Genomic DNA, 13136 nt, shown 5'->3' with positions numbered 1-13136 from the left:
GCCCCCATTCATCCGCACCTAAAAGCAGCTTTCCATGATCTGCTCGAGGTTGAGCAGGGACCAGATCAGCAGCCGCCTGTTTTGTCGGCCTTCCAGATGTTCATCGACCAGTGAACGGACGGTCTTCCGGTCCACCAGATCGTAGATGCGGGCAGTGTTGCTGAAGAGCCTGCGTTTGACATACTCGATGCTCTCACCCTTGAACCAGCTGGCATCCGGCGCGGAAAAGCCCTGCTTCTCGCGCTCCGCCACTTCGTCGGGAATGTGCCGGCTCATCATCTTGCGCAGAATCAGCTTGCCGTCCTTGGTGCGCTCGTAATAGCGCTGCGCCTTTCCGCCGGGCTCGTTTTCGTTGAGGCTGACAACCTCGGTCAGATTGCCGAGCTTCATCTTGGCGGGCAGCTTCATCGCGAAATCGACCAGATCATTGTCGAGGAACGGCACCCTGCTCTCGAGCCCATGCGCCATCGCCAGCTTGTCCTCGACGACAAGCAGCCCGTTCAAGAACGTCTTGGCCTCGAAGTAGAGCGAATGATTGACGTAATCCTCGGGCCGCCGCAGCTCCGAAGCGTGCTCCTTGAACACCCCCCTGAAGATATCAATCGGCGAGGTCTGCTTAGCCTCATCCCATACCGGTCCGAGCAGGCTCGGCATCGTTCCACTCGGAACCATGCGCTGCCAGAAACCAAAATATTTTTCGATGTAGTGATCGAAATCATCGTTCACGACGGCGCGATAGTAGCGCCAGGGATATCCAGCGAAGAGCTCGTCTCCCCCGGTCCCGGTCAGCACCACCTTGCCGAATTTGGATGCGAGCTTCGCCGCGTAGAAGTTGGGGTAGGACTGCCCGACGCGCGGCTCTTCCAGATGCCAGGCAAGCCGGGGCAGTGCACGCTCCATGTCTCCCGCCTTCAGGACCATTTCGTAGTGTTCGGTCTTGAACAGATAGGACATGTACTCGGCCTTCGTCCGCTCGTCATAGCCGAGCTCGACGCCTGAGGCCGAGTTGAGATCAAAGCCGACCGTAAACGTCCTCATGAACGGCAGCTGACTCGATGCCAGCGCGGTAATGGAGCCGGAATCCATGCCGCCGGAGAGATAGCACCCGACCTCAACGTCGCTCACGAGTTGCCGGTTGACCGCCTGCCTGAACAGGCGATCGAGCTCGTCGAGCGCCTCGTTCTCATCGACTGCGTACTCGGGTTCCTCGAAATGGAAATCCCAGTACTGCACCGGCTCGCCAATCTTGCCTCCCTGCGAAATTTGCAGATAGCAACCGGCCGGCAGCAACTTCACGCCGGCAAACAGCGTCCGCTCCGCGAAGAAGTTCTGAAAGCTGAGATATTCCGAGAGGCCCCTGATATCGACGCGTGCCTTGTACTCGGGAAATGCCCGAAAGGCCTTATGCTCGGACGCGAACACAAAGGTCTGACCGAGCTCCGCATAGTAGAGCGGCTTCACGCCAAAGCGGTCGCGAGCCAATGTGAGCTTCCGCTCTTGATTGTCCCAGATCGCAAAAGCGAACATGCCGTTGAACTTGAGCAGCGCACCAATGCCCCACTCGGCGAAGGCATGCAGCAGCACTTCGCTGTCACCTGACGAATTGAAGACGTGCCCCTTGGCGGAAAGCTCGATCTTCAACTCCTTGAAGTTGTAGATTTCGCCGTTGTAGGTCAGCACAAATCGGCCGTCGCGCGTCTCCATCGGCTGCCGCGCGGCGTCGGTCAGATCGATGATGGACAGCCGACGATGACCGAGGCCAACGGGACCGTTGCAGTAGTGGCCTTCGCCGTCCGGCCCGCGATGGGCAATGATATCGGTCATTGCCGTCAACGCGGTGATCGAAGCGGGTCGCCCGTCGCGGTGCAGAATTCCGGCTATGCCGCACATGTTGTCCTGGCCGATCTATTCAATGATCTCGTACGCGCGCTCAGATCTGGGCCTTGGCGCGCCGCTGATCGACCTGATCGATATGGCTCTTGCGCCACTCGATCAGCCGCCGCAACCCGTCATCGAGGTCGATCGCGGCGGTGAAGCCGATTTCTTCCTGTGCCCGCTTCGGCGATCCGATGCGATTGCGCACAAGCGTGGCCTGGCTCCGCGGCGCATAGTTGATCGGCTGGTTGGAGCCGGTGAGATTGAGGAGCTTCTCGGCGATCTGCTTCAGCGAGGTCCGCTGTCCGGTGCCGACATTGTAGAAGCGGTCCGTCGCACTCGCGCCCATGGCGCAGAGATTGGCTCGCGCGCAATCTTCCACCGCGACGAAATCGAAGGCTTCCGATCCGTCGCCGAGAATCGTCGGTCCTTCTCCCTTGTCGATGGCATCGAGCATCTTCATGATGACCGCGATGTAGGCGCCACGATAGTCCTGACGCGGACCGTACACGTTCATGTAGCGAAGCCCGACATAGTCGAGGCCGTAGCGGAAGTGGTAGGCACGGGCCATCGCCTCGCCACAGATCTTGGTCGCGCCATAGAAGTTCTTGTTGTTGAACGGATGGTCCTCCGTCATCGGCTCCTCGACGGCATCGCCGTACACCGACGCCGAGGACGACCAGACCAGCCGCTTGACGCCGTTGCGCACGCAGCCATCCAGGACGTTGAACATGCCGTTGACATTGACGTCGAAAGCCGTGCGCGGATATTCGTGACACTGCAGCAACCACAGCGCGGCGAACTGGAAAACGCCGTCGGCCCCCTTCAGGGCCGCATCGAGAATGTCGACCTGCGTGATGTCGCCGCCGGCCTCGAAAATCTTGACACGAGGGTCGCGCAGCGCGCCGGCCAGGTTTTCATGCGTGCCGCGCACGAAGTTGTCGTAGATCACGATCTCGCCGACATCGGTCTGCGTCAGTTGATCGACCGCATGCGACCCGATCAGCCCGGCGCCGCCGATCACGACAACTTTCTTTCCGCGAATGTCCATTTTCTTCAATCCTCGATTTCCACCAGCGCTTCATTGCGAAGCTCATGACGACGATGAGTACGCGGGCACACCAGGTCGCTGCCCAGCCGCTCGCCTGCCCTGCTCATCCAACCAATTCGTCGCGCCGGATTGCCCGCCATCAACGAAAACGCAGCAACGTCCTTGGTAACGACGGTACCGGCTCCGATGAAGCAGTACTCGCCCAGCGAATGTCCGCAGACGATGGTCGCATTGGCGCCGATGCTGGCGCCGCGTCCGATCGGCGTCCTGCGAAACTCGTCCTTCCGCGACACGCCGGCGCGCGGATTGTTGACGTTGGTGAAAACGCAACTCGGACCGCAGAACACGTCATCGGCGAGTTCGACGCCGTCATAGATCGAGACGTTGTTCTGGATCTTGCAACCGTTTCCGATCCGAACGTTCGGACCGATCATCACATTCTGGCCGATCGAGCAGTTCTCACCGATCACCGTGCGCGGCAGAATATGGCAGAAGTGCCAGATCTTGGTGCCGCGTCCAACCACTGCCCCGTCGTCGACGTAGCTGGATTGATGAATCAGGACACCAGGGAAGCGCGGATCCTCGCGCATCTCGCTCATCTGTGCATCGCCTTCTGGGCAAAGGCGTGAACGCCGTTGCTTCGGACGATCGGCGCATTGCGGAACGTGGAGACGATATCGATCGAGGGGCGGACTTCGTCCAGCCTGAAGCCGCGGCCGGCGACGATCTCTTCATAGCTGCGCGTATGGAGATCAGTGAATCCTTCCGAGAATTCGACCTCCTCGCCGTCGACGGTGATCGAGCGGTAGGTCGTCTTCTTGCCCTTCACGCTGTCGGGCAGATCGTTGCGATCCAGCGACAGGAACCAGCTCACATCCGCCCGCTCGCACTCCAGGGAGCCGGCCGCCCGCTCCGCCTCGCGCAGGTGCGCCTCGTTGCGGCTGGCGGGGCCGAACACGAAGCTCAGCATGTCGAAGAAGTGCACCCCTATATTGGTGGCCACGCCGCCGGACTTTGCGTCCGCGCCCTTCCAGGAGGTGTGATACCAGCGCCCGCGAGAGGTGATGTAGGTCAACTCGACCTTGTGGCGCTTCTTCGAATTCGCGAAGCGATCGCGCAGCGCGATGATCGCCGGATGCAGACGCAGTTGCAGAATGGTCGAGATGCGGCGGCCGGTATCCCGCTCGATCGCCGCGAGTTCGTCGATGTCGCCGGGATTGAGGACCAGCGGCTTTTCGCAGATGGCGTCCACGCCCGACCGCAGCGCAAACCGGCAATGGGCGTCGTGCAGATAGTTCGGCGAGCAGATCGACATATAGTCGATCTTCGTGCCGCCTCTGCGCAGCTGATCGACGTAACGATCGAACAGTTCGAACTGGGTGAAGAATTCGGCGTCGGGAAAGTGGCTGTCCATGATGCCCACGGAGTCGTTCGGATCATACGACACCGCCAATTTGCCACCGGTCTCGGCCATCGCGCGCATGTGCCGCGGAGCGATGTAGCCGGCAGCGCCGATCAATGCGTAAGTCGTCATGAGCCCCTCTTTCGAACTTTCCGCCTGCTTCAGGCAAGCTACCGCACTCGGGGTGAATCGAACGTCACACCCAAGCCCAACATCTCGATCGCGCCTGCCGAGAGCAGACGCACTTATGCCGCGGCGATCAGATCCGCCCCGACCAGAACGCGAACCTTGCGGCCAAGCAAATTCAACAGAACTGCAACACGATGGTGATCGCTGACGTCTTCGACGAGCGCAAGGCTGTCAACGAACGCCCCCTCGACAATTCGCACCGTGTCACCCGGCGAGAAAGCCGGCCTGCGCGCAAGCGTGATGAAGCCGGCCTCGTCCTCGCGCGCCTTCAAGGCATCGATGACGCGAGGCTCCACCGCGGCCGGCCGATCTCCCACACACACAAGATGCGACACGCCGAGCGTCGATTGAATGGCGCGCCAGCGCTGGGACGCAACATCGATCCCGACAAAGACATAGCGCGGAAACAACGGCCGCGGCACAGTCTCCACCTTTCTGGCATGACTGCGGCGCTTCAGGTAACGGGGAAAATACGTGGAGAACCCTTGCCGCCCGAGGTTGGCGACCGCTTTTGCTTCGGCGTTAACCTGTGTCTGGACGACGTACCAGCGCGAACCGGGCTCCATTGCCATCACGCTCCCTGCGGCTGCTTGGGACGCAAGCCCAACAGGTCCGGCGCGAGCACCTTCTCTGCGCCGAAATTGCTGACCGCCTGGTCGAATACGCTTCGCGCCGCCGTCAGATGGGTGACGACGACAGCATCAAACGGCTCCTCGACCAACGCGTAGGAGGAAACCACCTTGACGCCAATGAACCTGGCGGCGGTTGCATCGGGATCGACGATCGCAAGGACCGAGATTGGTCCGTCGACCGCACACAGGATCGCAATTTCGCAAAGGTCCGATTGCCCGGCGAGCACGACCCGCTTGAAGCCCCGCGCCTGCGCACGTTCAAACAGCTTGCCATACTCCTCCTTCGCCTTGCGAAACAGCGAAAAGGAGTCGGACAGGAATTGAACGGTCAGCCGCGATTTCTCGGAGAAGCCCTGCGGTGTGAGATAGTACGCATATCGCCGCGCGGGAGCCTGCCCGACCTTGACGAAACCTTTCTTGATCGCCCGCTTCAGGTAGGCGTTGACCAGACCGAGCGCGACGCCCAGGTCGGCTGCGATCCGCCGCTGCGACTGCGCACCATCCGCCTCGAGCGAGGTGAGTAGTCCGAGCACCAGCCGGTCGCTGTCATTCTCATCGGTCGGTAGAATGCCTGCCATCACGCCTATCCCAACTGGAGAGGGCTGATAGCGCGTTCACCCAATGAACGTCAAGCGAATTCGTTCACGCGATGAACACCACAACTATCTGATTATAAACGAATTCCCTCTTGAGCCTGTGTCGCGGCAGTCACACTTCAGGCCGGATCTGAGGACTCGGCGAGATATCGCGCCGCCAGTGTCGAATAGCTGTACCGACGCGCGACGGCGACGCGATCGCTGAGCGGACGCGGCGGACCGTCCAGCGCGGCACGCAGGGAGACGGCAAGCGCATCGGCATCATCAGGCGCACATCGCGCGGTCACCAGATCTTCGAGCCCAACGAGCGCCCGTTCCTCGCAAGCAATGACGGTGCGCGGCGCGAAGAGGCAGTAGTCGAACAGTTTGTTGGGACTGATGCCGTGGTGATAGAGCGCATTCTTGTGGAAGGCGACGACGGCGCAATCGGAAGCATGCAGCATGCCGTGCACGACCGAGCGATCGACTTCCTCGTGAAACTCCACATTGGCAAGCGCTGCTGCCCGCTGCTTCAGGGCGTCCCGCGAGGTGCCGGAGCCGATCATCACGAAATGGACCCCGGTATTCGCTTTGCCAAGGATCGAAGCCGCGTCGAGAACGGCCTCCACCGCATTCGGCGGGCCCATGCCGCCGGCGTACAGGACGACGCGCCTGCCCTGCTGCTTCAGCGCCTTGATGCGGTCGACGAGGGGATGATCGAGACACTCGATCGTCAGCGCGCTCTGTATTTCGCCGTCGGACACCCCGTTCGGGATCCACAGGAACTTGCCGGCCGCCAAGCCCCGCGCACGCATATGGGCTTCAGCTCCGGCCAGCAGGCAGATCACGCGATCTGCCGCGCGATAGGCAGCGCGCTCCTTCCAGCCCAGCACCTTCATCAGGGGATGCCATGGCGGCGTCATTCCAAGCGCCACGATGCTCTCCGGCCAGAGGTCGCGGATCTCCAGCCAGAACCCGGCACCGAATTGCCGTGCAACCTGTTGCGCCGCCGAGATGAAGAACAGATGCGGGCTCGACGCAATGATCAGATCCGGCTTGCCGAACTGCGCAGCAATTGCCGAGGCTGCCGAGCGGACAGCCGGCCCAAAGCTCAAATTGTTCCGAAGCCGCCCTAAACTGCCATCGCGATAGCGCGGCGCGTCGAGAAACCAGAAGTCGACGTCATTGATCCGCTGCGGTCCCGGCACGCGCGGCTGCCTGTGCAGATGGTGAAAGGCGGCGCTGACAACCACCACCCGATGCCCCATCTTCGTCCAGGCATCGGCTAGCCAGAACGGACGATAGTGACGGCCGAGACCCGGTCCCCCGGCGAACGGATGCAATAGCCAGATGTTCATGAGCCGGCCCGGAAAGAATCCGCTGACAAATCGGCAGTTGCCGATAGCGACGATGACATCCAGGAATCATCAGGCGTCATGGCGCTTCGACCCGAAAGCGCTCCCCCCAGAGCGCAACGCAATAAAGCCTCCAGCGCATTCCAAGGTCGAGCCGGTGAAATTTCCGCTTGAGCTTCGGCATGTCGACATAGCGAGCCAGGAGCTCGCTTGCGATCACCTTGTCATACATCGCGGCCGAGTGCCGGGTGAGCCAGATCTGGTCGGGCGCGGCAAAGCCGATCTTGTCCCGACGCCAGCTGATGCTGGCCGGCAAAAGGTCGTTCATCGCGGCACGGAGCGGCCATTTTACCCAGCCCTTGTTCAGCTTGATGCGTGTCGGAAGAGCCAGAGCAAACTCGACGAAACGATAGTCAAGGAATGGAAGCCGCGTCTCGATGCCGAACCTCATCGAATTCTTGTCTTCGAAGCGCAACAGCATCGGTAGATTGGTTTCATTGATCTCCAGCACTTGCATGCCCTGCGCGTCCCGCGCCTTCGACGCAAAGCGGCGCAGCGGTTCGGGAAGGTCAGGCTTTTTCAGAAAGGCGTAGCGCAAGCGGTAATAGGCGGCACGCAGCCCGGCCGAACTGGCGCCGAACAGATAGAACAGCAACCGTCCGCGCGAAATACCTGCCTGCGTTGCAGCGCTGAAGGCCGATAGAAATCCACCGACGCCACCGCGGCGGAGATGGTCGAGCAGCCAGGCAGCATAGTAGCGATGATATCCCAACAACGTTTCGTCGCCGCCCTGGCCGTCGAGCAGCACGATGACGCCATTCGATCGCGCGGCCCTCATAACTTCGTACTGCATCATGATCGAGGGGCCTGCGAACGGCTCCTCCTGGACCTCGAGCAAGGTCTCCGCCGTCGACGCGAAATCCTGATAGGTCGGCTTGGTGCGTAGCCAGTTCAATTCCGCCTTCTCCGCAACCTCCGCCGCGTAGGTCTCCTCATTGTTGGAGGCCTGCTCACTCACGGCCGTGATGGCAAAGAAGCGCTCGCCGGAACCTGGCGCATAACGCCGCGCGGCCAGCGCTGCCACGCTCGAACTATCCAATCCTCCCGAGAGGCAGGTTCCGACACGGACATCCGAACGCAGCCGCAGGCGCGTCGCGTCGTCAAGCAGCTCGCGCAGCGACCCTGCCGCGTCGGCCTCATCGGTCACCGCCGAACCCGGAGCAAGCGAATAATAGCGCTTGATTTCGACGCGGCCTGTCGACACGTCGACACGCATCCAATGCCCCGGAGGCAGCTTGTCGACGCCCTTGAAGAAAGTCCGATTGGTATGGTCGGTCATGCCGCAAACGAGGAAATCGTTGATCAGACCATCATCCGCAATCGGGCGCTCGATCAACGGAAGAAGCTGGCGGATCTCGGAGCCAAACGCGAACTGCTTGGCCGTGTCGACATAGTAGAACGGCTTCACGCCGAACCGGTCGCGGGCGCAGAACAGCGTATTGTCGCGCTCATCGTGAATCGCAAACGACCACATGCCGTTGAAGCGCTCGAGGCACTCCGGGCCCCAGCAAATATAGGCCGTCAGCAGGACCTCGGTGTCCGAGGCCGAGTCGAAGGTATATCCGAGAGCCTCAAGCTCCGCGCGCAGCTCGATGTAATTGTAGATCTCACCATTGTAGGTGATCCAGACGGGAAGCCGCCTGTCGCACATCGGCTGCGCGCCGTCATCGGTCAGATCGATAACGGCCAGTCTCCGGTGGCCCAGCCCGACGTTCCCGCTAACCCTCACGCCGCGCCCATCCGGTCCACGGTGGGCAACGAGATCGGTCATCTGGTCCACTCGGCGGGCATCGACGGGCCCGGTCTTATCTACAAGTCCAAAAATGCCGCACACGAAATGCCTATCCAGATTGATTCGATGGCGGAGCTCGGTATAACCGCCGCGTCAGAATATGTGCGCATTTGGAACAAACCGCCGCTGTCTTAGCCTGTTCGCGTATTGAACGTCAACGTTCCCGGACCAAACGAAGCTGTCTTCGTGCGTTGCTGAAACCTGAGATAGCGCTAGCCGGCCGCCAATTCCGTGCAGCCTCTCCGTGGGCCCGCGGCCATCCGAGCGGCACTTCGAACTGAACATGTGCTAAAAGCTCCCGGTTGACATTGAGTTGGCATCCATCGGACTCCCGAGTGAACAAGATTGAACCCATCGGACCAACGTCGCTGAAGGAAGCCACCCTTCGCTCCGGCGGTGTTGAATCTCCGCGGCCGACCCAATCTGCCATCGCAGATTTCGCCACTCGCATGCTTGTGAGCGCGGCGCGGCGCGCCACCGAGAAGCGTCTTGCGCAGGGAAAGGTGCGCACCTTGTGGGCCTCCACTCCGATCCTGACCTTGCCGCTTCTCGCGCGCTGCGATCGCATGCTGGGCTTCCGCTCGTCCTCGCTGGTGTTCAACACCTACTACGTGACGAGGTCATTTGACATCAATCTCATCCTGTTCGAGGGATTCCTTCGACTGATACGCAGCCGAAGAGGCCTCGGCCTGTTTCGTCGCCTTGTTTTTGCGTGGGCCCTGCTGCGCTTCGATTTCTTCAACTACTTCTATGACCGCGGCCTGATGCTGAGCGACGAACGCTACGGCATCAACCCATGGGAACTCGACCTCCTCGTCCGCTCGAGAAAGCGGCTATATACCTACGCTTATGGTGCTGACGTCCGTGCAAGGGAAACAACGCTCGAACTCGGTCACCCCAACCTGTGCGAAGAATGCCCGGCGCCGGGCAAATTCTGCGTCTGCACGACGGAGATGCATGCCTCGTCGATCAACCGCCTGAAGGGTCGTGCGACGGCTCAGATCGCAATGGGCGACATGGTGACGTACGTGCCCGGTTGCCGGGACATCCACTACTGGCCGATTGACGCAGGCAAATTCGCCGCGAAGCCGCCGACGTACAGCGTCGGCGACACGCTGAAAGTAGCACACGCGCCGAACCACGGGCACTTCAAGGGTACCCGGCTTCTGATCGAAGCGATCGACCGATTGGTGAAAGAGGGTGAGAAAATCGAGCTGATCTCCGTGCAGGGAGTTCCCAACAAGAAGGTCATCGAGCTATTCGGCGCATCGCATGTGGTTGCGGATCAATTCGTCGCGGGCTTTCACGGCTATACGGCGCTCGAGGCGATGGCGATGGCCAAACCGGTGCTCTGCTTTCTGCGTAGCGACCAGATGATGATCGATCCGGCCACCTGTCCGATCATCAACACCCGTCCTGACGAGATCTACAACGTCCTGAAGCGATGCCTCAGAGGCGAGCTCGACCTGAACGGCATCGGCAACGCCGGACGCCGCTATGTAGAGACGCACTACAGTTTGCAAGCGGTCGCAGCGAGACTCGGGAAGCTCTATTGCGAGACCGCCGATCTTCCCGAGAATCTGCTGGCGAGCCTGACGCGGCAAGTCGACGAACTCACGAAACACGATCATGTCTCGCAATCTGCGCGACCTTCGCCCCGGTCCGTCGACCTGAATGCGCGCACATGAGAATCTTGCACGGACCAGTCAATGTCGGGAATCAGCCTTGGGTGCTGTCCCGTGCTGAACGGCAGCTCGGAGCATCGAGCGACGTGGTCGTTCGAAACGACACGTGGCTCGGATACGCGGCAGACCGGATGCTGGCTGGAAAGAACGCCGGATTCCTCGAGACGGCTATTCGCAGCGCGGCGTTCGGCCTGAAGAACCAGTGGCGCTACGACGTTCTTCATTACTATTTTGGACAGACCTTCCTGTCGCCAGGCTTCCCGCTCTCGGCGCCCGGATCAGTGCTCTCCAGGCCATCGCTGATCACGGACCTGATCAACAAGCTCGGGGCCGCAGACCTGCACGCCGCCCGCCTCTTCGACAAGAAGCTGTTCATGACATTGCAGGGTTGTGATGTCCGGTTGGCCAGGGAGGGAAATAGCCGAAACGAATGGACGATGTGCGCCCCGCAACATTGCGAGCTGTATCAAAGATGCACGGACGCTCTCGACCACCGGCGGCATTTCCTGATCGACAAGGTGCTGCCGCTGTTCGACCGGGTCTTCTACCTCAATCCGGAGCTCGGACACATCGTCCCGAACGGCCAATTTCTCCCGTATTCAAACGTCGAGATCGAAAAGTTCGACGTCGCACTGCCCTCCACGCAGGGGCGACCGAAGATCGTTCATGCCCCGACTGCCGGACGGATCAAGGGTACACCGATGATCCTGAATGCCCTCGAACAATTGCGGTCGCGTTACGATTTCGAGCTCATCCTCGTCGAAAAGACGAGCCATGAGCGCGCGTTGGAAATCTATCGGTCGGCAGACCTCGCAATCGACCAGGTATTGGCAGGCTGGTACGGCGGCTTTGCCGTCGAGATGATGGCGATGGGAAAGCCGGTCGCGTGCTATGTCCGGGATGAAGATATGATGTTCGTTCCGGATGCCCTCAAGCGCGAGTTGCCCGTTTACGAATTGAGCCCGGGGAACCTGGTCGAAAGCATTGCCGGCATTCTTGACCGATGGTCCGAGTGGCGCGCACGCGGCGAGGCATCGCGCCGTTATGTCGAACGATGGCACAATCCGAAGCTGATCGCCAAGGCGATGCTCGGCGCCTATGAAAGCCCCGACAGCAACTTTGAACTGCTTCCGGATGCCGGTTAGGGCAAGCGGTTTGACCGGCGGCTTCAGTCGGCGATATCAGCGTGTTTCGCGCAGACGCTGAGCGTCCACTTCACCAAGCCTTGCTTCTCACCCTGCTGAAACAGCCTGCCGCACGGTGGCAGCGAAACTCGCCGCGAACGCGCCGACGTCATCGTCCTGATGCGGGACGATATTTCGAATCACCGGCCCGCGATTGTGCTCCGAGAGCTGCGTCAGATGATCCGCCAGCGCGGCCGGATCATCGACCCCGAAATAGCGCGCAGCACCGGCGGTCTGCTCCCGGTGCACGTCGATGTCGGACAGGATCATCGGAACGCCGAACGACTTCGCCTCCTCGACCGTCGTGCTCCAGCCCTCGAAGCGCGACGGGTTGAGCAGCGCGATACAAGATCGCAGCAGCGCGTAGACGTGCGGCAACGGGATGACGCCGAGGTGCCGGAAGTAGGTCTCGAGACCACGTTTCTTGATCTCGGAATTGACCAGGTCATAGTAGCCCGGCTCGCGCCGATCTTCCGTGCTGCCGGAGGCGCAGACGACCACGTCGACCCCACGACGCTTCAGGATCGTCAGGGCGTCGACGACGAGCTGGTGGTTCTTGTGGCGATAGAACTGGTTGGGCAGATAGAAGTAGTGCGCCGGCAGATTATGGGCGGCGATCACCTCTGACGGGTCCGTGCTCAGGAATGCGGCGGGCGGCTGGGTCGCAAAGCGTACGACGCTGACCGGGTTTTGGGCACGCGGGTAGTGCGCCCTGAAATCGCGCAAGGCGCTCTCGCTGCTCAGCATGATCGTTCGTCCCGACGCGATCTGAACGCGAAAGCCGATCTCGCGGCGCCAGCGCCCGGCCGTCGTGAACATATGCGGCAGGGCAAGATGCTGCAGGTCCGGAATCCAGGCCACCGCCGGACGAGGCAGACGCCAGCCGAAGAAACGCGCTGATTCAAATACCGCATCGACGCGATGGGCGCGAAAGGCTGCAGCCGCGGCCCGGTCGACGCCGAGCGTCAGCGCCTGAACGAGGCCGGCCTGTCCATCGAATGCCGCGGATTGAACGACCTCGACACCTTCTATGCCCGCTGGCCCGGCCAACTCGTCCGCATCGTCCTGCTTTCCCGCAAACAGGATCGGCGCGAACTCGCCCGGCCGGAATCGCGCCAGCGCCGCGAATAAATTGCCTTGATAGTTGTAGCCGCCGGCCCAGCGCCGGCGCGAGATATGGGTGAACGCGACACGCAACGGTGCGCCTGCCGTCACCGGCCCCGCAGCCTGCCTGGCATCGCTGCTGCGACCGTTCACGAACTGTACTTCCTGCATTCGCCCATACCGCCCAACGCTGCGGAGCCGGCGGTTCGACAGCCGCGCGATCCTATCAAAA

General features: G+C 61.2%; 11 protein-coding genes. 2 read left to right on the top strand and 9 right to left on the bottom strand.

Features of this window, described 5'->3' with window-relative positions; all coding sequences use genetic code 11:
• Window positions 1-18 precede the first annotated feature (18 nt).
• The 8 genes from asnB (ACTUWL_RS27740) to asnB (ACTUWL_RS27705) all read right to left on the bottom strand — a co-directional run bounded on the left by asnB (ACTUWL_RS27740) (window position 19) and on the right by asnB (ACTUWL_RS27705) (window position 8910).
• Entirely contained in the window at window positions 19-1890 is a 1872-nt protein-coding gene (asnB, locus tag ACTUWL_RS27740) for an asparagine synthase (glutamine-hydrolyzing) (protein WP_021080471.1), read from the bottom strand.
• A 40-nt stretch (window positions 1891-1930) separates the two neighbouring features.
• Complete coding sequence (locus ACTUWL_RS27735; RefSeq protein ID WP_021080470.1) at window positions 1931-2926, bottom strand: NAD-dependent epimerase/dehydratase family protein; 996 nt, start codon at window positions 2924-2926, stop codon at window positions 1931-1933.
• 5 nt (window positions 2927-2931) lie between these two features.
• Entirely contained in the window at window positions 2932-3525 is a 594-nt protein-coding gene (locus ACTUWL_RS27730; protein ID WP_021080469.1) for an acyltransferase, read from the bottom strand.
• Window positions 3522-4460: a Gfo/Idh/MocA family oxidoreductase gene (locus tag ACTUWL_RS27725; protein ID WP_021080468.1), complete on the bottom strand. Its 939-nt coding sequence runs from the start codon at window positions 4458-4460 to the stop codon at window positions 3522-3524. Before ACTUWL_RS27725 ends, ACTUWL_RS27730 begins: the two co-directional genes overlap by 4 nt.
• A gap of 113 nt (window positions 4461-4573) precedes the next feature.
• Window positions 4574-5089: a transcription termination/antitermination protein NusG gene (nusG, locus tag ACTUWL_RS27720; RefSeq protein WP_035652250.1), complete on the bottom strand. Its 516-nt coding sequence runs from the start codon at window positions 5087-5089 to the stop codon at window positions 4574-4576.
• Window positions 5089-5727, bottom strand: a complete 639-nt coding sequence (locus ACTUWL_RS27715; protein ID WP_021080466.1) for a winged helix-turn-helix transcriptional regulator — start codon at window positions 5725-5727, stop codon at window positions 5089-5091. Before ACTUWL_RS27715 ends, nusG begins: the two co-directional genes overlap by 1 nt.
• 137 nt (window positions 5728-5864) lie before the next feature.
• Entirely contained in the window at window positions 5865-7082 is a 1218-nt protein-coding gene (locus ACTUWL_RS27710) for a glycosyltransferase family 4 protein (protein WP_021080465.1), read from the bottom strand.
• A 76-nt stretch (window positions 7083-7158) separates the two neighbouring features.
• On the bottom strand, window positions 7159-8910 hold the full coding sequence (asnB, locus tag ACTUWL_RS27705) for an asparagine synthase (glutamine-hydrolyzing) (RefSeq protein WP_021080464.1): 1752 nt from the start codon (window positions 8908-8910) through the stop codon (window positions 7159-7161).
• 356 nt (window positions 8911-9266) lie between these two features.
• Between asnB (ACTUWL_RS27705) and ACTUWL_RS27700 the strand changes: the two genes are divergently transcribed.
• Together ACTUWL_RS27700 and ACTUWL_RS27695 are read left to right on the top strand one after the other, a co-directional pair.
• Window positions 9267-10619: a glycosyltransferase gene (locus ACTUWL_RS27700; protein ID WP_146160346.1), complete on the top strand. Its 1353-nt coding sequence runs from the start codon at window positions 9267-9269 to the stop codon at window positions 10617-10619.
• Window positions 10616-11761, top strand: coding sequence for a hypothetical protein (locus tag ACTUWL_RS27695; RefSeq protein WP_021080462.1), 1146 nt, complete (start codon window positions 10616-10618; stop codon window positions 11759-11761). Before ACTUWL_RS27700 ends, ACTUWL_RS27695 begins: the two co-directional genes overlap by 4 nt.
• An 87-nt stretch (window positions 11762-11848) precedes the next feature.
• Here ACTUWL_RS27695 and ACTUWL_RS27690 read toward each other — a convergent pair whose 3' ends face one another.
• Window positions 11849-13057 carry a glycosyltransferase family 4 protein gene (locus ACTUWL_RS27690; RefSeq protein ID WP_299113526.1) on the bottom strand — a complete coding sequence of 403 codons (1209 nt, stop codon included), beginning with the start codon at window positions 13055-13057 and terminating at the stop codon, window positions 11849-11851.
• Between the last annotated feature and the right edge of the window lie 79 nt (window positions 13058-13136).

This window comes from Bradyrhizobium sp. WCU1 (assembly GCF_053474805.1).
This window is presented reverse-complemented; position numbering and strand designations above follow the sequence as displayed.